This window comes from Neobacillus massiliamazoniensis, assembly GCF_001048695.1.
GTDB lineage: Bacteria > Bacillota > Bacilli > Bacillales > Cytobacillaceae > Neobacillus > Neobacillus massiliamazoniensis.
Window position 1 is genome coordinate 461,966 of sequence record NZ_CVRB01000004.1, and the last position, 24,826, is coordinate 486,791.

A 24,826-nucleotide genomic window follows, 5' to 3' on the forward strand; every position below is an offset into this window, starting at 1 on the left:
CTTGCCTGTTGATTTGGGCTCAAGAAGCGAGCATCCGCGGGCGGTCCGGGGAGCCTCCTCGGCGCTTAAGCGCCTGTGGGGTCTCCCCTGCCCCGTACTCCCGCAGGACGTTGAATCAGCATCTTTGAATCTACACCGCACGAAGGAAATGCGATAGCATTTTCGAGGATCTCGCGCCTTCCACTCCAATCAACATAGTTTCAAAAATCAACAATGACCTTTAACACAGCTTTTAATTAATTTAATTATCATCCTTTTATTAGCTGGTAAACTTTTTTTGTTTTTAAATCAATCATTTTTTCTAAATTGTTTCCATATAAACAGGCTTCGCCTGAAGGTGAAAGGCTGATCGGCTCATTTTTCATTCCTTCCATAATAAGTTTTTCATTTTTGTTTTGCAGGTCGTAAACCACGAGTTCAAAGCCTTTGGAATAAGAATCAGCTTCACCACTTGCTAAAGGTCTAAAGGTGTAAAATTGCTTCTTACTTTCACTATAATCGTAAAAAGGAACTAACCAATCTGAATAATTGGTTAACTGGGGTATAGAAAAGGTGTAAATACGCTTTTGGTCATTGTCATAAAAAGAATAAGCTGCCTTCGAGGAGTCATGCTCATTAACAGTAATGGACAAAAGGAAATCCTGAAAAGCTGAAAAATAAATGGCTAAAGGAATAATTGTTTTTTCCTTTTCATCTCTCAAATTTTTTTCAATAACCGGGGCAAATAATTCAGGATTATTTTTATTCCAATTTAAATAGGCGATTTTCTCTTTTCCTATCCACTTAATAAACGGTTGAGGCAGGGAAACCTCCGCTTCATGTGCATTGTTCAGGTCAAATAAAACCATTTTATAAGTCCAGTCTTGATTGAAAATTGAAACAAGAAGCTTTGTTTCGTCGAATACATTCCATTCACAAGCTAATTCATATGATGGAAAGGATTTTTTTAAAATTTCTGTTCCCTTCAAATCAATGATCGTAACATTTGCTTGGTAGGTTGAAGGTGATGACTGAATCAATAGATATTTTCTTGATGGACTAATTTGTACGGTAGCAATCGGGTTTTCACTTTTATAAAGTAAATCACTTTTCCCAGTGGAAATATTATACACATAAACAGTTGAAGTTTGGTCAAGATTCGTAATATAGACAAGTTGACGATCGGAAAACCATCCACCAATTTTAAAAAAATTACCTTGTGGAACGGTAATAGGTAACTTCCAGTCATCCGAGCTTTTTGCAACAGTATTTGTTTTCGTCCTGTCTTTAGTCGCTGGCTTAGAATGGGCCTGATCGTTTGAACATGCACCTAAAAGGAGGTCAATTACCATAATCATTATCAAAATAAATAATACTCTACTCTGTTTCAATTTAACTTGAAGATCCATGCTTCCCCCTCCTATTTAGCCAACCATATATTAGTACGAATTTTATTAGAGAAATGTTTCAATAAATTCTTCCATTAAAAAAATAGGAGGGTGTCCCAAAAGTATAACTTTAAGGGGCACCCCTTTTTATTAATAGTCTGTTAAACTTGTCTGTTGATTTACGCTCTAGTGGCGGTCCGGGGAGCCTCCTCGGCGCTACCTGCGCCTGCGGGGTCTCCCCTGTCCCGTACTCCCGCAGGACATTGAATTACATCCTTGAATCCGCCCACGCACGAAGGAAATGCGATAGCATTTTCGAGGAGTCGAGCGCCTTCCGCTCCAATCAACATTGTTGTACATATAGAGGTGCCTGTCACCATTTGGGACAGCCTCTCATTATATCTAATTGAAAATAGGCTATTAATAGGTAAGAGCTACTATAAATATTTTCTCAGCTATTTTAAGGATTTCGGCAAATTGTGAAAGAGGCAATGGATTAATCCCCCATCCAAATTCCAAAGTAAATCCTGGTCGTTTAAATTCTTGAATATACCAATCCTTATATCCCGCATGACTATCTACATAGCGAATTGCTTGATATCCACTTACTCTTTCAATTTCCTTTGCTATTTCTTCAGCTTCATTTGGTTCATGTCCTTCATAGCCCCAATAAAATTCTTTCCCTTGAGTATGAAAAGCTAAAAGACGGTCAAAAAAGTTGTTTTTCGCCAGTTCAGCCATTGCGATCGCTTCTGGTTCACTCAATGAAAAGCTTCCAGGAAAATCCCTTGGTGCTGGAGAGTTTGTATGTTTATTGCTGTTTTTTACTTTTTCCCAGTTAGCAGGAAATTGCCTATTCAAATCCACCCCCCTTATATTTGCTTTCCAATGGACAAAATCATTACTGCCTTCATTCATGTTTATGACCTCATCATGATGCAAAGATGGTGGGCCATTTAAAACTAGATCCACTCCATCAGGATTCACCATCGGAACGATAGATAATTGAACGTCTTGATACTGCTGGATCGACTTTTCTCCTCTAATAGGGCTGCCATTCGTTAATGAAAGTAAGTAGTTATTTACTAAGCTCATTAAGACCATCGTTGTGATCCATTCATTTGCGTGGAAAGAGGCATTCATATGGACTATTTTCTTGCCTTTTCCGATTCTTATTTCCTGTATGGGACTTCCTAAAACACTTGTACCGACTGTGAAAACGTTTATAAATGGATAAACTTTTTTTAATCGGGTAATATATTCCCCCAGTTTTTTAGAATCACATGGACTTTTTGTTTGAAAATAAGGCTTTGTAATTCTCATGGGGAGTAAAATGGTGTCTCCCACCTTTATCTCTTCAGCCCTATAGTCTTGATTCAATAATAAAATCGCATCAGTAGACAGCTTTCTGGAAGTGGCAATTTTCGAAATGGTTTCTCCTTCTTTTATAATGTAAGGCTTAACCAAAAAGCCTGGAATGTTAATCATTTCTGATGCGTTCAAGCTGGTTTGAATTTGAGAAGGATTGGAATCCAATATCAGCTCGAATGGTATTGTAAATAAATGACTATAATACTCTATTGTATCTCCTGAGCGTACACAAATCTCCATTTACAAACCCCCCATCATAAAAAATCATATGAAAAAGATTTTAGAAAATTCTTTCCAAATAAAAAAACCTGCTACTCACAGGTTTCTTTGTCATTATTAAATCTTGGCTGTGTAAAAACTTGCATGTTGATTTCGCTTCAGGCGCTTCGCTTTCCGCGGGCTTTCCGGAGAGCCTCCTCGGCGCTTAAGCGCCTGTGCGGTCTCCCGCAGGACGTTGAATCAGCTTCCTTGAATCAACAACCGCACGAAGGAAATGCGATAGCATTTTCGAGGATCTCGCGCCTTCCGCTCCAATCAACATAGTTTCAAAAATCAACAACAATGACCTTTAAAACAGCCTAAATCTTTTTGTGGTTTTTTATTAACCATGCCGCGCCAATAACACCAGCATCATTTCCTAAAGTAGCTAATGCAATATCTGTTGATTCCTTCACAGGAGAAAAAGCAAACTTCGTAAACTTTTCTTTTACCTGATTTAAAAGGATTGTCCCTGCTCTTGAAACACCACCACCTAGGACTATTAATTCCGGATTAAGGGTGTTAGCAATGTTAGCCAATACAAAGCCTAAATGGAATGCTACTTCATCAACGACCTTACTTGCCAAGGTATCGTTATTTCGAGCAGCATCAAATACATCTTTAGCAGATATGGTGCCATTTTCAGCAAGCTTTTCAGCTAAGAATCCGTTTGTTCCGTTTTTTACAAGCTCTTCCTTCGCTATTCGAACAATCCCCGTTGCAGAGGTAATCGTTTCAAGACAGCCCGTTTTTCCACAATTGCACTGAGCTCCCCCTGAAGGAATGGCTGTTATATGACCAATTTCTCCGGCTGCACCATTAATGCCTCGAACAATGTCACCGTTTGCAATGACCCCACCGCCAACACCGGTTCCAAGAGTAACACAAACCAGGTTCTTTGCACCCTTACCTGCACCATTCCACATTTCTCCAAGTGCAGCACAATTGGCATCGTTTTCAATCATAACGAGGAGAGCAGTTTCTGTTTCAAGGCGTTCTTTTAAAGGATAATGATCCTTCCAGCCCAAGTTCACAGCATTGATGATAACGCCCTTTTCATAATTTACAGGGCCAGGTGCACCCATACCAATCCCTAGTAGATCTTTCTTAGAAATCCCTAGCTCAACTAGCTTTTCATCAATGGCCTTCGCTATATTTGTAGTAATATTCAATCCTTCATCTGAATTATCTGTATGTATTTCCCATTTATGTGCGATTTCCCCGTTTGTATTTACAAAAGCTAGTTTCGTTGTAGTACCACCAAGGTCTACGCCAACAATCCATTGGTTTTCCAATTTCATTCACCTCTCGTTGACTTTTTCTTTTTCTATTTGAATCTCATGCCTCAAAATGAGTAACGCAGTTTGGTATTCACGAACTTCAATAAGCTGGGATTTGTACAGCTCTTTTAATTCTGATTCCATCAGTTCAAGGTCCGCAACTCGATCTCCTATATAAATAATTGTTCCAAATTTTTTTAAATACTGCTGAATTTCATAAATTGTTTTCATTTAAATCCACCTAAACAATAGTTTACCTTACAAAAGAAGTATACCCGATGACTGCCCTTGTCTCAATAAGTCATACACTAAAAAAGCAACCATATTATGAAATTTAGTCTATTGAAAAATAGTATGCATTTCCATGAAAATACAGCCATATAACATATAAGGACAACCACCAAAACAGGATGGATGAAAGGATGGAACGAGAGTGAAAAAATTTTTTAGTATACTGGGGATATCCCTGTTTGCTTTCATACTTGCCGTCTTCTCTCTGTCAAATCAGCCTAATGTTCAAGAAAGTATTACTTTTTTTCCAATCGATCCAAACGTCAAATTCAAAGCAATAGATACATCTCTTAATCTCAACCATGGAAGTACAGTTGTATGGAGAATTAAATCCACGCTTGACCGAAAAGCATATTTACGTCAAGATGCTGGATTTTTATATGCAAATGGGAAACTAATGGGAGAACTTCATGGCTGGAAACAAAATACGGAAAGTTTATTGCAAGAAAAACAAATCAAAACAGAGAATAGCACCCACTTTGAAGCGATTACGTTTCATCATGCCGAGCTCCATCAAAATGGCCAAATTTTTAGCTCACAAGCGATGTCCCCTGCGCAATTGTACGTCATAATTTCTTCCAATCAGGCTCCTTTTTCCTTTCGTTTTCCCAAAACGAAAGAACAAAGCGATTGGAAACAAAAATTGGATGAACAAACGGAACGAATGCTCAATTTCAGTTGGAATAAAGGGCTTCGACATTTTTCCATCGACTTAAGCAAATACCAGAAATACCCTTTATATCTTTTTGATAGTCAAACGAAGATTGGTTTTCCAGGCTTCACAAAAGGTGAAACAGATAGGATTGTCGGAAATCTTTGGGAAGGCCTATATAAAAATTATTTACTCGGAATAAAAAAAGCGGACGGCACGACCGTAAGCCCAATCGGAAGTACCATGCCGCTCATCTTGCTAGCAAATGATAAAACTCATTTATTAGTCTTAACTGAAACTGCAAATGGAGAACCTATCCTCCTCCGCCAGATGATTGAAGGTATTGATTAATTTGTTGTTGTAATTTCAAATAATCCTTGTCATCTGGTTTTATTTTAACTGCCTTATCTGCGTTTATTTTCGCTTGTTTTGCATCTTTTTCATTTAAGTTTACTATTGCAAGATAATAGTAGGCTTCAGACATTTTTGGGTTCAGCTTAACCGCCATATTTAAATGATTTTTTGCTTCTTGAAACATATTTTTCTTCAATTCAACAAAAGCAAACATTAAGTATGTTCTTTCAGATGGATGGTTAGACTTTTTTACATATGCCTGTATTGTTTCATACGCTTGATCATAGTCGTTTTGGTCAATATAATTTTGGACCAATATGATCATAGATTTTTCATTCACTGAACTCGCTGAGCCTTTGAACCCGTAAAGTAGTGCCCCCAAAACAATCACAATTGAACCCATCAGAAAAAGAAGCTGTAGTCCCAGCTTTTTCTTTTTTGGAAAACACACGATTCCTGCAGCTAGGAAGCCGCCCAGCAGCCCGCCAATATGGCCGGCGTTATCAGTTCCTGATGAAGAAAAGCCAACCACTAAATTTAACCCAAGGATGATGAAGAGATTTTTACCCATTGTCCGAAAAAACAATTTCGGGTAGATGGCACCAAAATACAGAAGAGCACCAAAGCAGCCAAAAATAGCCCCGCTAGCTCCTGCTGAAATATTAGCGCTAAATAGAAAGCTGGCAATAAAGCCGCATGCTCCTGCAAACAGATATATGAATAGAAAACGAACATTGCCGTACATTCTTTCAACAGTAGTCCCCAGAAAATACAAAGCAAAAGTGTTCATTGCTAAATGCAAAAAGCCAATATGGATAAAAATAGGTGTAAAAAAGCGCCACCACTGTCCTTCCAAGATTAACTGATTTACCTTTGCCCCGTATTTTATAAGCGTAGACGTATTCGTACTTCCCCCATGTAATTCCATCCAGAAAAAGATAACTATTTGGAGAAGAATGAAAAAATAGGTAAGATAAGGTTTTCCGTAAGTAAAGATCGCGGTTTCTTCTCTTGCCATTTTTATCGCATGATGCAGGGCTGATTTTTTTAATATCTCAACTTCTTCCTCTGTGTATTCTTCTTGGATTGGGAAGGAGACCTCCAGATTTAGTATTTCTGAAATACGTCCAATGCTTTTTTCATATGTACTGTTAACAAAAAGAATCGTGTTAACCGTTGTTTTATTTCCTTTAGGGAAAACAAACGGTTTTGCGAGGCGAAATTCATAATCGTCGACAGGAGGATATTGACTTACCAAAATGTTCAAAACGTTTATCTCACTTCGTCCAACTTGCGTCCGTATTCTTTCTCCATTTGTTGCGGCAAATTCGATATCTCTTTGCACCACATTTCCCCAATCAAAATGATGAAGCAGCAAGCGGATAACCGGTGCATTCTTATTTTCTAACTTTTCCAGCCATAACTCTTTTTGATTCTCAAATAATTGAATGATACGATAACCGTGATCAGAAATGAAAGAATAGGCAAGCCTCCAAAAAATAAACTCCTCTTTTATATCTCTTCCCCCCTTTCTATCATAAAAAACCAAGATTTGATGCCTCTTGCTCCTTTCATTATAAACGATAATTACCAAATGAAAGAACAAAAAGCGCAAGCGCCTTGGTCACCCTCGATATAGGGAGACTTGGCACTGGTAAGTGCCTTAGTCTCCCTTAATGCGCACAGAAGGAATTAGCCTTCTGTAGCCAAGCATAAGACGAGCCGCCATGAAGGTTGCTTTTTAACCTTCATGAAGGATTGGCTTAGACCAGAGAGGGGCTAGGCGCTCCGCCGAAAAACTCACGTTTTTCGGCGTGCGAGATATCGCTTCCGAAGCTTACTCTTATGGAGCTGGATTCAGCAAACTTAATCCAAGTTGACCGCTCCTAAATGAACCTATAAATTCCTAGACAATAAAAAAACCATCTGTGGTTTTCACCATTCAGATGGTCCTCCAAATACTGATTGAAACAATCTACCTTTTACACCTGGAATTCTCATTATCGTTCCTACCGCAAAGCGGCGAAGGAATCTGGATGCAAGCAGTACATTAATAATCCGATATCTGTAACGGAATGCAAAATAAACAATAGACCCAATCATCAAAATAGAAGTTAACATACGCGACATTCTTTATCCCTCCTGCAGTTATTTTACGAGGAGGTAAAGATTTTTATCCAGAAAATCGAATGAAATAGGATTATTTTATAGATTTTTAAAAACTGGCTCCATCGTGCTCTTTAATACTTGGACGGATTTCTTAAATTTCATTAATTCGTCCTCGTTTAAATCAAGCTCGACTACTTCTTTTATTCCATTTCGGTTTACGACCGCAGGCACACCAATAAAAATATCCTCTTGTCCATATTCTCCATTCAGATAAGTAGAAACGGTTAGAACAGAGTTTTCATTTTGTAAAATGGCCTTTGTTAATCTTATAAGACCCATGGCAATCCCATAAAAGGTTGCACCTTTCCGTTCTATAATATGGTAAGCAGCATCACGTACATTTAAAAATAGTTGATCAAGATCAAGTGGGCTAAAGCTATCCATGTTTTTTGTCCATTTATCAATAGATGTACCTGCAATATTGGCATGGCTCCAAACTGGTAGTTCCGTATCTCCGTGTTCTCCGATGATGTAGGCATGAACATTACGGGTGTCAACATCAAAATACTCCCCAAGAAGATAGCGAAAACGAGCAGTATCTAAAATGGTCCCAGAGCCAATCACACGTTCTTTAGGTAGTCCGGAAAACTTCCATACTGCATAGGTTAAAATATCAACAGGGTTGGTAGCGACAATAAAAATACCATCAAACCCATTTTCCATAATTTCTTTCACGATACCCTTAAATATTTTTGTATTCTTCTCAACAAGATCCAGTCGAGTTTCTCCAGGCTTTTGGTTAGCCCCCGCTGTAATAACGACGATATCTGCTTCCCTGCAATCCTCATAGCTTCCAAACCATATTTTTGTCCGTGATGGAGCAAAAGGAAGACCGTGATTTAAATCCATCGCGTCTCCTTCTGCTTTCTCTTTATTGAGATCAATTAAAACGAGCTCTTCCGTTATCCCTTGATTTAACAGTGCAAACGAATAACTCGACCCTACAAATCCTGTACCTATTACAGCAACTCTATTCACACGATTTAACATAACAATTCCACCTTTACCATGATTTTCTACTTCATATTATATTTATTTTGTCAGCATAAATACAACAATCGCTAGTATTGCGGCCAAAAATCCAGATAGAAAATTGACCATGTCATTGTCTACAAAAGCAATTCCTTTTATTCTCTTTGTTGGACTATGACAATGAAATTTTTTTTCTGTTTCTATGCCGCATTCATTACACCTATAAAGTTGTTGGTAATATGCTCCAATCAAAGTATCCAAAACATTTCCTATATATCCGAAAAGAAAGACCATTACACCATAAATTATACTTAACTGAAATAGAAGCAAACTACTAATGGAAATAATTAAAGAACCAAAAAGGGCGGCAGTACTACCTAAAAGACTAATTGCTCCGGACGTCCCTTTCTCTACTCTAACAAAGCTTCGAATATCGATCGGATTTTTCTTACTAAGTGAACCAATTTCGGATGCCCACGTATCAGAATTAGCACTTGCTAAACAAACGATAAACCCTATTAGCCAGGCCTTGTCATAGTGAATAAAACTGAGCATACTAAAAAGTGCTGCACCGCCGCCATTTGCAATTACCTGTCGCCAATCTCTTCTCGCCCCTTTGGCCAATTTTTCTTCTAAACGACTTTTAGAAGCAGCTTTATATTTAGACCAAAAGCTAGAAGTGGCAAAGAACACTCCAAGCAAGATTAAACCTTTTACACCATAGCCGGCATAAATAGCCATTCCAACGAAAATAGCTGCTATTGTCCCTGAAAATGATAACGACCGAAGTAAATAACCCATATAACTAATTAAAATAATTATAATGAGAATAAATAGGTTTTCAATCATTTGGTAGTAATAACCCCAGTATTGGTAATGATTTTGGAAACAGGAAGATCATGTTCTTCAAGATCAATCTGGGGGATTATTTGGCAATTAAACGCCAATGAGATTGTTTTTCCATCGTAATCCCTTAAAAAACGATCATAATAACCGCCTCCGAAGCCAAGACGATACCCAGCTTGCGTGTAAGCCAAGCCTGGGACAATGAGAAGGTCAATTTGACTTGGCACTACTTCCTCAGTTTTTGCTTCAATTGGCTCAAGTAAACCATAAAATACAGACTCGAGCTGAGAAAATTCAGTTAATGCTCTAAATAATAACTTTTTCTCCTTTGGAATACATTTTGGAACTACCACTCGTTTTCCTAATTCCCACGCTTTACGGATGATTTGGTATGTATCAACTTCAGGCTGCTTCGAAATCGTTATCCCAATGACAGCAGCGTCCTTCCAATCCTGTTCATCGTAAAGTCTCTTTGCTATTTTATAGGAGTAATCCTCGTAAAGGGGTGTTGTTAAATGGGAAAGAGTTTCCTTCATCTGTTTTCGGACGGAGTTTTTATCATTCATTTTAAATTAACCTCCATTTTTAAAAATAAATGAAAACTCGCCAATTGGCGAGTTTGATTGGTCAAATGCATAGTCCTTGTGGTATTCATGCGACATAGGAAAGAAAAAAAAATAGGAAAAATGTATTCTTTCCTAAAAATCAAAAAAAAGCAGCAGGAAGCCTCCTACTGCTTATTTTGTTTCGCGATGTGTTGTACTACGCTTTTCTCTTGGGCAGTACTTCTTTAGCTCAAGACGATCCGGATTATTACGTTTATTTTTAGTTGAAATATAGTTACGGTCTCCACACTCAGTGCACGCTAACGTAATATTTACACGCATGTCAATTTCCCTCCAAACGATTAAGCTGTTCGTTCATACGACTTTTCTATAATATCATTTTTCAAAAGGAAATGCTAGTGTGTTTTTTAAAAGTGCCTTCTCTATGGACTGGACCTCATTTTTATTCATTCCCCAAATCGTCCATGTATTCATTTTCTTTGTTTCATGTGATTCAATCGTCAAATATTCCATAAAAATACTTGCTGCCAGCCCTTTCACCATTGGCTGGTACTTTAGGGTTCCTCTCTTAAGAGAACTCCATATTTGGTCTGTAAATGCATTCCATTGAGGCATTACTGTACTATCCCTCATACCGATGCCATTATATTGACCATTTACCATATACACGGCTTTGTTGGCTAGATGAAAAATTCTATTATCTGTAGGAGAAACAAACGTTAACTGCTCCCCTAGAGGATTGGGATATTGATGCATGGCCAATATTCTTACTTCTTTCTTTTGATTACTATAATTACTCACATAAACAGTAGAAAAACGAATTCTCGAGTGAAGCTGCTCCTGCTTAACTTTCATGACCAATCCTTCTTCGTAGATAACCTTTTCAGCTTGATTTTGCATCCAAAAACAATGGCCATTAACCCATATTCCCGGAATCAATTGCAATTGTTCCATTGAAGCATTTTGAACAAATGAGTTTTTGTTATTCTTTTGTTCTGCTAGATTCATTTCCGTCACCACCTTTTTAATAATATTGGGTCCTTCTTTTCCCATTCCTAATTTCCTTTTTTCTTTATGCGATGCTGTAAAATTGTATCTTCCATAATGTTGCTTGTCTCAGAAGCAATTCGCTTCCAACCGTACAAGCTCGTTGTAATTTGCTTTCCTTTATTTCCTATCTCATCTGCTTTTTTCGGGTGCTGCATCAGAAAGTCGATCTGTTCCAACAAGCTTTTTGCATCACCTGGAATCATTAACAGTCCTGTTTGAAGATGTTTTACAATCCCTTTAAGGCCCCCAGTATTTGAAACAATAGTCGGTTTTCCTAATACCATTGTTTCAAGTGCAACGATTCCAAACGGTTCATAAAGGCTCGGGAACACAGCCATTTCACTGCCTGAGATCAGGGCATTCCTTTGATCATCGTTAATATAGCCAATAAAGGTAATTTGCTCCTCCAATCTCCGCTCAACGATATTACGCCGATAGGTATCGAGCATCGGCCCTTTACCTGCGATGACAAAGAAAAGATTAAGTCCTTTTTCTTTGGCAATGGCAGCGGCTTCAATAATCGTTTCAAACCCCTTCTCTTTTACAATTCTTCCAATTGAAAAGATATATTTTTTATGTTCAAGCTCAGGAAATAATTCGTTAAAATTACCTGAAAACTCTACAGGGTCAATCCCATTGGGAACAACCGCAATTTTTTCAACATTTACTTGAAATATAGAAATAAGATTTTCTATCATATATTGACTACATACGATGATCATATCGGATTCTTCCATTAATTGTATCTCTTTTTCATGGATAAATTGCTGCATCTCTGTATGAATTCCATTATTTCGGCCATATTCTGTTGCATGGATGGTAGATAACAATGGGATTGATAAGGTTTCCTTTAAAGCAATTGCAGCAGCGCCGACCAGCCAATCATGAGCGTGAATCAAGTCAAACTCGATTTCCTCTGCCAATTTTTCCGCTTTATAGCCAATAGCTACATTAAGACCACCAATCCAGGTGATAAAACTATGGTCATATTTGTTTAGGGGCTTAACCCGATGAACATGAACGCCATTTAGACTTTCAAACGAAAGTAATTCGTCATTTCCCGCTGTAACCACATGTACTTCGTGACCCATTTTTGCCAAATGGGCTGATAAGCCGTAAACATGCCTAGAGAGGCCACCAACTACATTCGGAGGGTATTCCCAACACAACATAAGAATCTTTAATTTACAAGAAAAAGAAGCCAATTGTTCGATCCCTTGTAACGAAGATGTTTTATCCATTTTCCCCCTCCGGAGCAGAGCATTCCTGGTAATAACTATACGTACTGACATGCTCGATCCACTTTGGATGCTTGTCCTCATATGTCTGAAATTGCAGCAAATCATGATAGATCCCATTGTCAAAAGGAATATCTATAGTCGGTGTATGGATAATATTTGATTGAAGAAGTGGAAAAAATTCTCTTTCTGTAAATTTAACCCCTAAATGAGCAAGATAGCTGCGATTTGCTATTAACCCTTTTATCATCCAATAACCATTGTCATAAGACAAGGGAATTTCATAATAATGATGGGCATTTCTCCCATTAAACTGAATCTCTGTTACATCGTAGATTCGGGCAGCATGGATAAGATCTTCAAATTGAAGGTTAAAAAAACAATTCAGTATTTTTGCAGGTAAACTTGAAGCCTCCCAAAACAAGATTATTTTTCGAGGTGTCAAAAGTTTTAGTTGCAGTTCCCCTTTGATAGGGACAAAATCTATTGGTTTTTGGCTTGTCGAAGATACAGTTTCCTGAAACATTGTGTTCCCCCATTTCACAAACTAATTATTATATGCAGAAAAACAATAATTATCAATTAAATTTGATAATTTAATCATATCACTGGAATGAAATGTGGACAATAAACGCATTTTGTCGGATTTTGCCTATCATTATTTGATACAATTAAATTCGGAGATTTTTTTAATAGCCAGAAAAAAAAAGAAATGATAGACGAATCGAAAACCATTCATTTTTTCTTGTTTTTTTCAAAAAATGACAACAAAAAAAGATGAAGCTAAGTGCCAGCTTCATCTTTTGTAATCTATATGGTTACTTATTTAAGTTGTAACGTTTTCCTGTCTCTAAGTAAATAACATTTTCTACTATATTTGTTGCATGGTCTGCAATTCTTTCAATAAATCGGCAAACAAACGATAATTGAATAATCTGGTTAGTAGATTCCGGATTATGCGGAATAAGCGTTAGAAGCTCTTGAATTAATTTTCCAAACATATTATCAACATTATCATCTTTTTCCGCACATTTATAAGCTAGATCAATATCTTCTGCATAAAATGCAGTAATGGAATCCGACACCATTTCTAACGCCATCTCCATCATTTTCGGAATATCGACAAATGTTTTAATATGCTTTTCATTCCCAATATGCAAAACAGATTTGGCAATATTGACAGCCATATCTCCCATTCGCTCGACTTCAGATGAAACTCTCAATGCTACATTGATTCTTCTAAGATCTTTTGCTACAGGAGATTCTCTTGCAATTAGCAATAATGCTTTATCATTGATCTCGTGGTCTAAATCATCAATTTCATAATCCGCATCGATTACAGATTTAGCTTTCTCAAGATCCTGATTTAGGAGGGCCAACATGGACTCCTTAATGGCATGATCCGCTTTTCCAGCCATTTCAATTAGAAGTTCCTTTAATTCCTTTAAATTATGGTCAAAATTTGATCTCGTCGTCATTTCGTCACCTCATTATCCAAATCTACCAGAAATATAGTCCTCAGTACGTGAATCTTTTGGCAATGAGAAAATTGTTGAAGTTAAGTCCAATTCAATCAATTCTCCCATTAAAAAGAAGGCAGTTTTATCCGATACCCGGGAAGCCTGCTGCATATTATGGGTAACGATTACGATCGTATACTTTTCTTTTAGTTCAAGAATTAGTTCTTCAATTTTTAATGTAGAAATCGGGTCAAGAGCAGATGTAGGCTCATCCATTAATAATACTTCCGGTTTTGTGGCAAGTGCTCTTGCAATACATAATCTTTGCTGCTGTCCACCAGATAAACCTAAAGCAGGGGCATGCAAACGATCCTTTACTTCATCCCATAGAGCAACATCCATTAAAGCTTTTGTTACCACTTCGTCTAAATGAACCTTTCTTTTCATCCCATGAATTCTCGGACCGTAAGCAACATTATCATAAATCGACTGTGGAAAAGGATTCCCCTTCTGAAAAACCATACCCACATGTTTACGCAGCTCAACCAAATCCGTTTTTTCACTTAGGATATTTTGACCATTAAAATTTATTTCCCCTGTCATTTTTACGTTCGGAACCATATTAATCATAAGGTTTAACGTTTTGATAAAAGTAGACTTTCCGCAACCGGATGGACCGATAATGGCCGTTACCTCTTTTTTGTTAATAGGAAAGTCAATGTCCTTAAGGGCATGATGATCGCCATACCACAAATTTAATTTATTAATATCAAATACTTCTCTAGTTAATGTTGAAATAGCCACAAGATTTCCTCCCTACCCAAACCTTCCAGAAATATATTCTTCCGTCTTTTTTACGGCAGGATTGGTAAAAATTTTCTCTGTATCATCGTATTCAATCAAATCACCACTTAAAAAGAAGGCAGTTTTATCTGATATCCGTGACGCCTGTTGCATATTATGAGTTACGATAATAATGGAATAATCCTTTTTCAGGTCAATGATCAATTCTTCTACTTTTGCATTGGATATTGGATCCAAAGCCGAAGACGGTTCATCAAGCAACATGACGGTCGGTTTCATAGCAATCGTCCTTGCAATACATAGACGCTGCTGTTGTCCACCTGATAAAGAAAGAGCTGATTTGTGAAGCCTGTCTTTCACTTCATCCCATAATGCCGCTTTCCTTAGGCTTTCTTCAACGATTTTGTCCAGCTCATTTTTCTTTCTAATTCCCGAAAATTTAAGAGCATGGGTAATATTTGCATAAATTGATTTTGGAAAAGGATTAGGCTTTTGGAAAACCATTCCTATTTCTTTCCTTAATGCAACAACATTGATTTGTTCTGATAAAATATTAAGACCCTCATAAAGGATTTCGCCTTCTGCCCTTGCACCAGGGATTAAATCATTCATTCTGTTGATGCTACGCAAAAAGGTTGATTTGCCACATCCTGAAGGTCCGATAAGAGCAGTAATAGAATTCTTATTAATATCCATTGAAATTCCATTTACTGCGCGTTTTTCTCCGTAGAAAATCTCTAAATTATTTACTTTTAAGATATCCTCTTTATTTAACTGAGCATGATTAGGAACAGCATTTTCAACTGTTTTTTTCTCCATCAATGCAGGAACCATTTTTGCTCACCCACCTTTATTTTGTTGCTGTTACTTTTTTGTAAATAAGACTGCCAATGAAGCGTGCCAATAAATTAAACAGCAATACAGAAATAACTAAAACTGCCGCCGATCCATTTGAAACGTCCTTAACATCGGGAATTAAACCTTGCGTATTAACCGACCAAATATGCACTGCCAATGTTTCAGCTGGTCGCATAATATTTAGGGGCGATGTTGCTGAAAAGGGATTCCAATTGCTATAATCCATTCTCGGTGTAGAAAGACCCGCCGTGAACAATAATGCCGCCGCCTCACCAAACACACGCCCGGCTGCAAGGATGGCACCCGTTAAAATAGTTGGAAAAGCACTTGGAAGTATAACGGTTTTGATTGTATGCCAATGAGTTATTCCGAGAGCTAGACTGGCTTCCTTTTGATCACGTGGAACGGAACGAATAGCATCCTCAGTCACTCTTACCATGACTGGAAGATTAAATACTGTTAGGGCAAGAGCACCGCCAAGAATGGTATATCCCCATCCTGTTAACGTAACAAACATTAAGAGACCGAACATCCCTATAACAATCGAAGGTAGTGAAGCTAATACCTCTATACATGAGCGAATGATATTTGTCACTTTTCCTGGTCTAGCGTATTCAGCCATATAAATGCCGCCGCCAACACCAAGAGGAACAGTAATCAGCATCGTGATAAAAAGAACATAAAACGAATTAAATAGTTGATCGCGAATGCCTCCACCCGCCATCAAATTACTTGAAGGTGTTGTTAAAAATTTGAGAGAAACATGCGGCAAGCCGTTTATTAAAATAAAAGAAAAAAGACCAACTAAAATAGAAACAATAATAACGGCAATGGCTATAAAAACCCCTGTCGCGATTCGATCAGCAGTTTTGCTATTCATTATATTTTCCTCCTATTTGAAAGATATCGAATCAATAGGATGAAGGCGAAAGACATGATTAATAGGAATAAACCCATTGACCACAAAATATTGTTTTCAACACTTCCAAAGGTGGTGTAACCCATATTCATAGTAATAATTGTTGTTAAGGTAGCAGAAGCATCCAAAATACTATGTGGTAATGTTTTTACATTACCGATTACCATTTGAACAGCTAAAGCTTCCCCGAATGCTCTTGCCATACCTAGAACAACAGCAGTCAATAATGATGGCATCGCAGCAGGAATTAATACTTTTCTAATCGTTTGCCAGCGTGTAGCACCTAAAGCATATGAACCTTCTCTAAGACTTTTAGGAAGTGTGCTCATAGCATCTGTAGCAATTGTCGTTATCGTTGGCAAGATCATGATAGAAAGAACAATTGTCCCAGAAAGCAAACTAAATCCAAGTCCTCCCAAATGGTTCCGAACAAATGGAACCAATACTGTAAGCCCGATGAATCCATAAACAACGGATGGAATACCTACTAATAGTTCTATGACTGGCTGTAATATTTTTCTTCCCCATGATGGAGCAATTTCTGTCATAAAAATAGCACCGCCAATACCTAGAGGTGCAGCAATGATGGCGGAAAGAAAAGTAACAGCAAAAGAACCGACTATGAATGGTAGTGCACCGAATTGTGGTTTCACTGGATCGGTAGGATTCCAGACCTTGCTGGTTAAGAATTCAATAAGACTAACACCATTTTTAACAAAAGATTGTAACCCTTTTGTTCCAAGGAAAATCGTAATTGCAAGCGTTGCGGTAATCATGATAGCAGCACATAAAAAAACAATAACTTTTCCTCTTACTTCTCCATCCATCCAATTTTTCTTTGATTTCAACAATCTTTCTTGCGCAGAAATCGTTTTTTCCATATTAATTTACACTCCTAAAATGCGTATATGGGTAAATGCAACAAGTGCATTTACCCTGTTAAATTAAGATGTTTTATTTTTTACTTTTTCTTTACATTTCCTTGTGGGTCGCGTTCAACCTTCATATCTGTTACAGGAAGGTAACCTTGTTTTTTCACTATATTGTTTTGAACATCGCTGCTCATTAAGAAATCAAGGAATGCTTTTTCAAGGTCAGTTGGTTGACCCTTTGTATAAGAGTGCTCATAAGCCCATACTGGGAATTTACCTGTTTGAACATTTTCAGCAGTTGGTGCAACACCATCGATTGCAAGTGGTGTTACTGTATTATCATTTAAGTAAGAGAATGCAAGGTAACCAATTGCTCCTGGAGTTTCGTTGATAATCTTCTTAACTGTATTGGAAGCATCTTCAGTGACTCCTTCAGCTGGTTTTGCGCCATCTAGAGCAAATTTATTGAATACTGCACGTGTACCTGATGAATCAGGACGGTTTACAAGAACGATTTTTTGGTCAGGACCGCCAAGATCTTTCCAGTTTGTGATTTGTCCAGTGAAAACTTTGATAAGATCAGCTTTTTTGATATCTTTAATGCCTACTTTAGGGTTAACAGCAGCTGTCATTCCTACTACTGCCACTTTATGGTCAACAAGCTGATCAGCTGGAATACCTTGTTTTTCTTCCGCGAAAACATCAGAGTTTCCGATTTGAACTGCACCTTGTGCAACCTGTGAAAGACCAGTACCAGAACCACCGGCATTTACTTGAATATCAACTTTTGGATTTTTTCCCATGAATTCTTCGGCAGCAGCTGCGACTAATGGTTGCATGGCAGTTGAACCAGAAATGACTAATGAACCAGAAAGTTCTTTTTGAGCAGGCTTACTTGTATCTGCTCCTTTAGAAGAATCTTTCGACTTATCTGTAGATGCTCCACCACCGCATGCGGCCATAACTACCATCATTGCTGCGAGTAAAGCAAATAAGCTTAACTTTTTCATGCTTTTCATTTCCTTAATTCCCCCTAAATTTTTAGCAATTTGAACGTGTGTCTGCCTTACATGTATAAGAATACGCTAAAATTGTTTAGCTAGTTTTAATCAAATGTAAAGCTTATGTAAATTTATATTGCGTTTTTGTAAAGACGGACATACTAGAAGTTATTGGTAGTACTTTTATTCGACAAAATAACACCTGCCAAAGTGACAGGTGCTAAACTTTTGATTATTAAATAATTTACTGGCCAGTTGGAGTCTGTTGCGTATTAGCAGCTCCACTTGCTTGCTGTTGACGCTGTTTCTTTAAGTTAAAATAGGCATCCATTACTCTTCGGCCAATTTCCTCATTTACACTTGGACCGGTATCACCCTGATATGCCCAAGGAACTAAGACAGCCATCGCAATTTCAGGATTATCAGATGGTGCATAGCCAACGAGACTTAAATTCATTACCTCAGGAGGCTCTTTAAAATTTTTGCGCTCAGGGCCATCATAGAAGGCTTGCGCCGTTCCAGTTTTGCCGGCTGGGCTATAATCTACGCCTTGGAAGAAACTATATGCTGTTCCTCCAGGAGCCTGGTAGACCAATTTAAAACCTTCCTGTACCCTTTTAATCCAGTCATCCTGAAAATCAATTTTATTTAAAATATTTGGTTGGACTTCCTGGATAATTGGACCCATTTCAGTATTATCCATTGACGGCTGGCGAATTTCCTTTACAATATGCGGTTGAACACGGTATCCCCCGTTGGCAATGGTTGAAATATATTGAACCAACTGCATCGGTGTATACGTGTCATATTGTCCAATTGCAAGGTCGAGAAGTAACCCTGGCTTGCGGTCAGGCCCTTGAAACCCGGCTGTTTCATTTGGAAGGTCAATTCCTGTTCGTACACCAAGACCAAATTGGGCAAACGATTGACGCATTGTATCAAAAGTTTTTGGATTTAATGGCAATGGCTGATTAGGTACATAATGTCCTCCTCCCATTGCAATGACCGTTTTCCACATATAAACGTTTGATGAAACTTGAAGGGCTTTTAAGTCATCAAGCGGACCAAAAGTTTTCCAAGATTTCTTTACCGGTGTATTGGCAATTTTCAACGGTTCGTCAACCTGAACTTGACCTGGTTGAATCGCTCCTGTTTTATAGCCTGTTAATACAGTTGCTCCCTTGACTGCCGAACCTACGTTATAAGAGGTTGTTATGTTTCCAAGAGAAAAGTCATGCATTTCGTACTGACCGGTTTGGGGATTTTTAACAAGCTGCTTGCCGGCCATCGTTAATAAATCACCAGTATGAGGGTCCATTAGGACAACAAATGCCCGGTCTAAAAGGGATGTATTTGGATATGCCTTTGCCTTCATAAGCTCATCCTCGATAATTTGCTCTACCTGCTGCTGAAGATCCATATCAATCGTTAAAACGAGATCGTCTCCCCTCTGACCATTGGCAACAGTATCAGTAGAGACAATATTACCTGATTTATCCATTACATTTTTTACCTTTGCTTTTTGACCATGAAGAACATTCTCGTATTCCGATTCAATATAACTTTTTCCTACCCGATCATTTCTGCTGTAATCTTGCGCAAGGTATTGGTTAAGCTGCTCCTTAGGTAAACCTTCTTCCGATGAAGATACGTTACCTAATACTGTCTGAAGGGTATTTCCAAATGGATAGGAACGATCCCAATCTGTTGTAGTATCAACACCTGGAAGATTGTCAAGATCTTGACTGACAGAAGCAAATTCTTCCGGAGTAACATTTTTATTTTTTACAATTTGCGGAGTTAAGGAATAACCGCTATTAAATTGTTTTAATATTGCAAGTGTTTTTAAATCATCATTTGTTAAACTGTTCAACTCTGCATCGGTTATCCTTTTTAATTCCAAATCATAGATCTGTTTGTCGTCTAATTTTTTTTGATTGAATAATGCCCATTCTTGTTTCGTGATTTTTGCCTTTGCTTTTTCAGGGTTAATTTGAATCCAAAAATCCCGTTTATCACGGTCACGAACTTTTGATAAGTCAACATCAATCAATTTTGACAAATCTCTTGCTGTTTTTAACATATCCTTTTGGCTTGTATTTGGGTTTTTCGTGTAAGTAATCGCATCTAATGGGGTATTATCAACAACTACCTTACCACTTCGATCATACATTTTTCCACGAGGCACCGGGGTATTTACAGTAATATTATCTGTCCGCTGCAGTTCACGCTGATAATCCTCGCCATACACGATCTGTAATTGGCCCAGACGAAGGATAAGAATCGAAAACAAGGTAAATACAACAAAGAATAACATGTTAAATCGAAACGGTACATGTGTCTTCTTTTTCTTTTTATTCAAAGTCCAGCTTCACTTCCTTTATTCAAAGCTCAAGGATAACATTCTCTATTCTATAAGAAAAAGCTCCTTTTTTCTATGAATAACCCTTACCAATTTCGACAAATATTTTATGAAAAAAGCTTTGTTAATTGTTGATGTTGTTTTTTCTGTAAAAAATTAGGATTAATATCAAACAATCTGGTAATGGTCACCAAAAAATCTTTAGTGCCTGATTTTTTGGTGCTGTTTTAAACTTTTATGTGCCGTTTGATCCCTAGTCCCCATTTTCACCATTGAAAAGAGCTCCGTTTATTATTTTCGAAGCTCTTTTTTGTGATTTTCACTTAGATAAAAACGGATATGTGCCATTTTTGATTTTTATGTGCCGTTTTTCAAATATATGTGCCGTTTCTCGACTTTATGTGCCGTTTTTAACTTTTATATGCCATTTGATCCCAAGTACCTATTTTCACCATTAAAAAGAGCTCCGTTTATTATTTCCGAAGCTCTTTTTTGTGATTTTCACTTAGATAAAAACGGATATGTGCCATTTTTGATTTTTATGTGCCGTTTTTCAAATATATGTTCCGTTTCTCGACTTTATGTGCCGTTTTTAACTTTTATGTGCCATTTGATCCCAAGTACCTATTTTCACCATTGAAAAGAGCTCCGTTTATTATTTCCGAAGCTCTTATTTTGGGTTTTCACTTAGAAAAAACGGATATGTGCCGTTTTTTGATTTTATGTTCCGTTCTGGAATTTCTTCCAATATTACTCACCTATAATCCTAGTTACCCGATCCACTCTTTATTTTCAATTTTTATTCTTTTAGTAAAAAATCCTTTGAAAAAAAGATATCCCTAACAAAGTTTCAGAACCTTTTAAGCCAGCCATCCTCTTTACATAGCAGGTAAGCGGACTCTTTTAATAAACCAATAAATACAAGTGTGGCCTGCTCCCAAAAACAATAATAATATGGGAATGCTTTGTTTTTCATTAAACCAAGTTACAGCACCTAAAAAGCATAAAATCGAAACAATCCTGCCCAAATTTAAAAATATTTCACGAACCACAATATATTCAATTCTCATTTCCGCTGCTTTCCAGCCTGTTCCAATGACATCAAACGTGGTGGATGTATAAGGAATAAGTATAAGCGGATATGCAATGGCGATGGTTGCCCCATATATTAAAAGCTTAACAAAATTAACATCCCATACAATCAGGAGGATGGCCAAATATAATAAAATTCCTCCTATTAATATAGATGATTTGCGCTGTGATTTTTTTATCAATCGAGATACCGCATAATAAGCAATAAATGAGATTCCTGAATTAAGCAGGCCAAACGTTCCGATTGCCATTTCACTTCCTGTTGTAATATAGACGAACACGGAAATGACAAACAAAAACGTCCCTTCTCTTAGGCCCTGAAAAAAATGGGCGTTTGTTATGAGACGCCAATTATCATTTTTCTTCCTCTCAGCTAAAATTCTTGTAAAGCAGTACGTCCCGTGAGAAGGTCGAGGTTTTAATGAAAAACTAAAAAAGACAGCAAGTGCAAATAATGATAAAGAAAGACCAAAGACTATCGAATACCCAGTGAACTTCTCAAATCTTGTAATGATAATTCCAGCTGCTATTGGTCCAATCATCCCTCCAAATGAAGATAGTACCCCTAAAAAGCCATTAAAAAAGTCTCTGGTTTCCGGTTCCGTTATTTCAAATGTTAAAACATTATAAGCGAGCCAATAAAACCCATAGCCTATTCCAAGGAGGCTGCCTAATAACAGTAAAAAAGTTGATGCTTTTGAACCGCACACTAAAACCGTTAAGTAAAAAAGCGCTAAAAAGATGACACCGATTCTTAACACAATGACGCGATCTATTTTCTTTGCCCATCGCCCGGCCAAAATAAATGTCAACGGCTGTAGGATCACAATTGAGAGGTTATAAAGCGCAATATCAGAAAATTCCCCCGTTTGTTTCCATAAATAAATATTTACGAATGTGTTAGAAAGGGCTACGCTTAAAGAATATAAACCACCAATTATCAGCAATAATGTTAAATCCTTCGTTAACTCTACATCACCCAGAAATCTAAACTTTTTTGCCATAAAAACTCCCCTTTTTCTTAAGAGGTAGTCTTTAACAATGGAGTTTTTCTTATTCATTTTTCATAAAACATATGTAAATGGATTGATTTAATACGTAAAAAAGGCAGCTTTGATTAGCTGCCTTTTTTCGCGTTTTTATTAAAAAATTTTATTTTGCTTGGCTGTAACGCTTTGTAACTTCGTCCCAGTTTACAACATTCCAGAAAGCAGTAATGTAATCTGGACGCTTGTTTTGATATTTTAAATAGTATGCATGCTCCCAAACGTCAAGGCCTAAGATAGGAGTTTTACCTTCCATCAATGGGCTGTCTTGGTTTGGTGTGCTAGATACTTCAAGTTCGCCGTTATTGACTGATAACCATGCCCAGCCGGAACCAAAACGAGTAGTTGCTGCTTTTGCAAACTCTTCTTTTAAGCCTTCAAAGCTTCCAAATTTGCTGTTGATTGCGTCAGCTAATTCACCAGTAGGTGCGCCACCGCCATTTGGAGAAAGGATTTGCCAGAATAAAGAATGGTTGGCATGACCTCCACCATTGTTGCGCACTGCAGTACGAGCAGATTCAGGAACTGCATCTAAGTTAGAAATGACTTCTTCAACTGACTTTGATAACAATTCTTCATTCCCTGCTAACGCATTGTTTAAATTTGTAACATATGTGTTGTGATGTCTAGTGTGATGAATGTTCATTGTTTCTTTGTCAAAGTGTGGCTCTAGCGCATTTTCTGCGTATGGTAATGCTGGTAATTCAAATGCCATGGTTAATTCCTCCTATGTATACATTTTTTTAGCTTTAGTTAATATCTAAAACGATTTTTAGAATATTTCTAAAGCTTTGTAGCTTAAGAATACCAAACTTGATTATGCGTTTCAAATTTAATGCTTAGTTCAACATAAATACATTACCCTTATAAAGTAGTTTTATACCTTTCATTTTAAAATGAAAATAGGCTCTTTTTTTTCGATAAATTGTCATAAATCAGCAAGACTGCATTCTGTCAACGATTTATGTCATATTTGCCTAACAAATCTACTAATAATGTTAAAAGCTTCATTGACATGTTGTTAATAAATTATTTTAATCAAGATGAAGAGTTAAAGGAGTGTTGGATATGCAGACATCAACAAGCTTTAATATATATAGTATTTTGTTACATTTTTTTCAGGAAAAAGAGTCTGTCCAAAAAATTAAAGCGGGGAGTGTTCTTTTTCAAGAAAAAGAGCCTGTAGAATATATTTTTTTATTGCTTAAAGGAAGTGTTGCCCTTGGGAGGGTCCATATAACAGGCAAGGATTTCACATTGAAAGTTTTAAATAATCGTGAATTAATTGTTGAATATCAGCTGTTTAAGCCAAATCCTCATTATATATTCTACGCCAAAGCCGTTACAGACTGTGAAATTGTGTTTATTAAAAAAGATGAATTTGAAAAATTTATTCAAATAGACCCTGATGCAATGAATGCATTTGTAACTTGGCTTAGTACAGGTTATTTAAAGGCACAAATGAAGTGTCAGGATTTAATTATGAACGGTAAAAAAGGCGGACTGTATTCGGTCCTTATCCGCCTCTGTAATTCATACGGGGTGATAACGGAAGATGGAATTCTCATTGACCTGCCATTAACCCATCAGGAATTAGCCAACTTGACATACGGCACAAGAGAGGTTATTCAACGCGCCTTAAAAGAACTTCGTGAAAAAGGAATTATTTCATATGATCAACAAAAATTCACGGTCAAAAAACTAAGCTATTTAAAAGAAGAAGTCGACTGTCAAAATTGCTCCAAAGAAATTTGCGGGATAAATTAAATGGATGTTTTCCCTTGTCAATGTTGATAAGGGCTTTTTTTTGGCTGTGTTAAACTTGCCTGTTGATTTGCGCTCCAGCCGCTTCGCTTTCCGCGGGCGTTCCGGGGAGCCTCCTCGGCGCTTAAGCGCCTGTGGGGTCTCCTCTGCCCCGTACTCCCGCAGGACGTTGAATCAGCTTCTTCGAATCTACACCGCACGAAGGAAATGCGATAGCATTTTCGAGGATCTCGC

At 37.4% G+C, this 24,826-nt stretch carries 24 protein-coding genes; 2 read left to right on the forward strand and 22 right to left on the reverse strand.

The window, feature by feature from the left end; translation table 11 throughout:
• Nucleotides 1-248: 248 nt before the first annotated feature.
• The 4 genes from BN1082_RS20170 to BN1082_RS20190 form a co-directional block, all read right to left on the reverse strand.
• Nucleotides 249-1,388 (reverse strand): YqgU-like beta propeller domain-containing protein, encoded by a 1,140-nt coding sequence (locus tag BN1082_RS20170; RefSeq protein ID WP_090637494.1) that lies wholly within the window; start codon nucleotides 1,386-1,388, stop codon nucleotides 249-251.
• A 399-nt stretch (nucleotides 1,389-1,787) separates the two neighbouring features.
• Nucleotides 1,788-2,978 (reverse strand): M14 family metallopeptidase, encoded by a 1,191-nt coding sequence (locus BN1082_RS20180; RefSeq protein WP_090637498.1) that lies wholly within the window; start codon nucleotides 2,976-2,978, stop codon nucleotides 1,788-1,790.
• Between the two features lie 338 nt (nucleotides 2,979-3,316).
• Nucleotides 3,317-4,297, reverse strand: a complete 981-nt coding sequence (locus tag BN1082_RS20185; protein WP_425412189.1) for an ROK family glucokinase — start codon at nucleotides 4,295-4,297, stop codon at nucleotides 3,317-3,319.
• A complete protein-coding gene (locus BN1082_RS20190) occupies nucleotides 4,298-4,507 on the reverse strand; it encodes a YqgQ family protein (protein ID WP_090637500.1) in 210 nt (69 codons plus the stop codon).
• 202 nt (nucleotides 4,508-4,709) lie between these two features.
• Between BN1082_RS20190 and BN1082_RS20195 the strand changes: the two genes are divergently transcribed.
• Nucleotides 4,710-5,570, forward strand: coding sequence for a hypothetical protein (locus tag BN1082_RS20195; RefSeq protein ID WP_245640496.1), 861 nt, complete (start codon nucleotides 4,710-4,712; stop codon nucleotides 5,568-5,570).
• Here the strand turns inward: BN1082_RS20195 and BN1082_RS20200 are convergent.
• The 18 genes from BN1082_RS20200 to BN1082_RS20285 form a co-directional block, all read right to left on the reverse strand.
• On the reverse strand, nucleotides 5,533-7,122 hold the full coding sequence (locus BN1082_RS20200) for a rhomboid family intramembrane serine protease (RefSeq protein WP_245640497.1): 1,590 nt from the start codon (nucleotides 7,120-7,122) through the stop codon (nucleotides 5,533-5,535). The two genes, BN1082_RS20195 and BN1082_RS20200, sit on opposite strands and share 38 nt — an antisense overlap.
• 386 nt (nucleotides 7,123-7,508) lie before the next feature.
• On the reverse strand, nucleotides 7,509-7,703 hold the full coding sequence (locus BN1082_RS20205; protein ID WP_090637502.1) for a hypothetical protein: 195 nt from the start codon (nucleotides 7,701-7,703) through the stop codon (nucleotides 7,509-7,511).
• Nucleotides 7,704-7,778: 75 nt separating this feature from the next.
• Nucleotides 7,779-8,732 carry an L-lactate dehydrogenase gene (locus BN1082_RS20210; protein WP_090637504.1) on the reverse strand — a complete coding sequence of 318 codons (954 nt, stop codon included), beginning with the start codon at nucleotides 8,730-8,732 and terminating at the stop codon, nucleotides 7,779-7,781.
• A 42-nt stretch (nucleotides 8,733-8,774) separates the two neighbouring features.
• On the reverse strand, nucleotides 8,775-9,563 hold the full coding sequence (locus BN1082_RS20215) for a DUF92 domain-containing protein (protein WP_090637506.1): 789 nt from the start codon (nucleotides 9,561-9,563) through the stop codon (nucleotides 8,775-8,777).
• A complete protein-coding gene (locus tag BN1082_RS20220) occupies nucleotides 9,560-10,126 on the reverse strand; it encodes a 5-formyltetrahydrofolate cyclo-ligase (protein ID WP_090637508.1) in 567 nt (188 codons plus the stop codon). Before BN1082_RS20220 ends, BN1082_RS20215 begins: the two co-directional genes overlap by 4 nt.
• Before the next feature lie 171 nt (nucleotides 10,127-10,297).
• The gene (gene rpmG, locus BN1082_RS20225; protein WP_081679947.1) at nucleotides 10,298-10,447 is read right to left on the reverse strand and encodes a 50S ribosomal protein L33; all 150 of its coding nucleotides are present in this window, start codon (nucleotides 10,445-10,447) and stop codon (nucleotides 10,298-10,300) included.
• A gap of 54 nt (nucleotides 10,448-10,501) precedes the next feature.
• Nucleotides 10,502-11,134, reverse strand: coding sequence for a hypothetical protein (locus tag BN1082_RS20230; protein ID WP_141650894.1), 633 nt, complete (start codon nucleotides 11,132-11,134; stop codon nucleotides 10,502-10,504).
• Nucleotides 11,135-11,181: 47 nt separating this feature from the next.
• Nucleotides 11,182-12,417 carry a glycosyltransferase family 4 protein gene (locus BN1082_RS20235; protein ID WP_090637514.1) on the reverse strand — a complete coding sequence of 412 codons (1,236 nt, stop codon included), beginning with the start codon at nucleotides 12,415-12,417 and terminating at the stop codon, nucleotides 11,182-11,184.
• Nucleotides 12,410-12,940, reverse strand: coding sequence for a DUF4912 domain-containing protein (locus BN1082_RS20240; RefSeq protein ID WP_090637515.1), 531 nt, complete (start codon nucleotides 12,938-12,940; stop codon nucleotides 12,410-12,412). Before BN1082_RS20240 ends, BN1082_RS20235 begins: the two co-directional genes overlap by 8 nt.
• A 292-nt stretch (nucleotides 12,941-13,232) precedes the next feature.
• Nucleotides 13,233-13,892 carry a phosphate signaling complex protein PhoU gene (gene phoU, locus BN1082_RS20245; protein WP_090637517.1) on the reverse strand — a complete coding sequence of 220 codons (660 nt, stop codon included), beginning with the start codon at nucleotides 13,890-13,892 and terminating at the stop codon, nucleotides 13,233-13,235.
• 12 nt (nucleotides 13,893-13,904) lie between these two features.
• On the reverse strand, nucleotides 13,905-14,678 hold the full coding sequence (gene pstB / locus BN1082_RS20250) for a phosphate ABC transporter ATP-binding protein PstB (protein ID WP_090637519.1): 774 nt from the start codon (nucleotides 14,676-14,678) through the stop codon (nucleotides 13,905-13,907).
• 12 nt (nucleotides 14,679-14,690) lie between these two features.
• Nucleotides 14,691-15,497, reverse strand: coding sequence for a phosphate ABC transporter ATP-binding protein PstB (pstB, locus tag BN1082_RS20255; protein ID WP_176699891.1), 807 nt, complete (start codon nucleotides 15,495-15,497; stop codon nucleotides 14,691-14,693).
• Between the two features lie 31 nt (nucleotides 15,498-15,528).
• On the reverse strand, nucleotides 15,529-16,416 hold the full coding sequence (gene pstA / locus BN1082_RS20260; RefSeq protein WP_090637522.1) for a phosphate ABC transporter permease PstA: 888 nt from the start codon (nucleotides 16,414-16,416) through the stop codon (nucleotides 15,529-15,531).
• Nucleotides 16,416-17,336: a phosphate ABC transporter permease subunit PstC gene (gene pstC, locus BN1082_RS20265; RefSeq protein WP_090637523.1), complete on the reverse strand. Its 921-nt coding sequence runs from the start codon at nucleotides 17,334-17,336 to the stop codon at nucleotides 16,416-16,418. The genes pstA and pstC overlap by 1 nt, the downstream gene beginning before the upstream one ends.
• An 80-nt stretch (nucleotides 17,337-17,416) precedes the next feature.
• Nucleotides 17,417-18,346 carry a phosphate ABC transporter substrate-binding protein gene (locus BN1082_RS20270; RefSeq protein ID WP_090637524.1) on the reverse strand — a complete coding sequence of 310 codons (930 nt, stop codon included), beginning with the start codon at nucleotides 18,344-18,346 and terminating at the stop codon, nucleotides 17,417-17,419.
• A gap of 226 nt (nucleotides 18,347-18,572) precedes the next feature.
• Nucleotides 18,573-20,690, reverse strand: coding sequence for a peptidoglycan D,D-transpeptidase FtsI family protein (locus BN1082_RS20275; RefSeq protein ID WP_090637526.1), 2,118 nt, complete (start codon nucleotides 20,688-20,690; stop codon nucleotides 18,573-18,575).
• Nucleotides 20,691-21,568: 878 nt separating this feature from the next.
• Nucleotides 21,569-22,786 carry an MFS transporter gene (locus BN1082_RS20280; RefSeq protein ID WP_090637528.1) on the reverse strand — a complete coding sequence of 406 codons (1,218 nt, stop codon included), beginning with the start codon at nucleotides 22,784-22,786 and terminating at the stop codon, nucleotides 21,569-21,571.
• A gap of 148 nt (nucleotides 22,787-22,934) precedes the next feature.
• Nucleotides 22,935-23,543: a superoxide dismutase gene (locus BN1082_RS20285; RefSeq protein WP_090637530.1), complete on the reverse strand. Its 609-nt coding sequence runs from the start codon at nucleotides 23,541-23,543 to the stop codon at nucleotides 22,935-22,937.
• Between the two features lie 353 nt (nucleotides 23,544-23,896).
• Here BN1082_RS20285 and BN1082_RS20290 point away from each other — a divergent pair, with 353 nt between their 5' ends.
• Entirely contained in the window at nucleotides 23,897-24,595 is a 699-nt protein-coding gene (locus tag BN1082_RS20290) for a Crp/Fnr family transcriptional regulator (RefSeq protein ID WP_090637532.1), read from the forward strand.
• The last annotated feature ends 231 nt before the right edge of the window (nucleotides 24,596-24,826 follow it).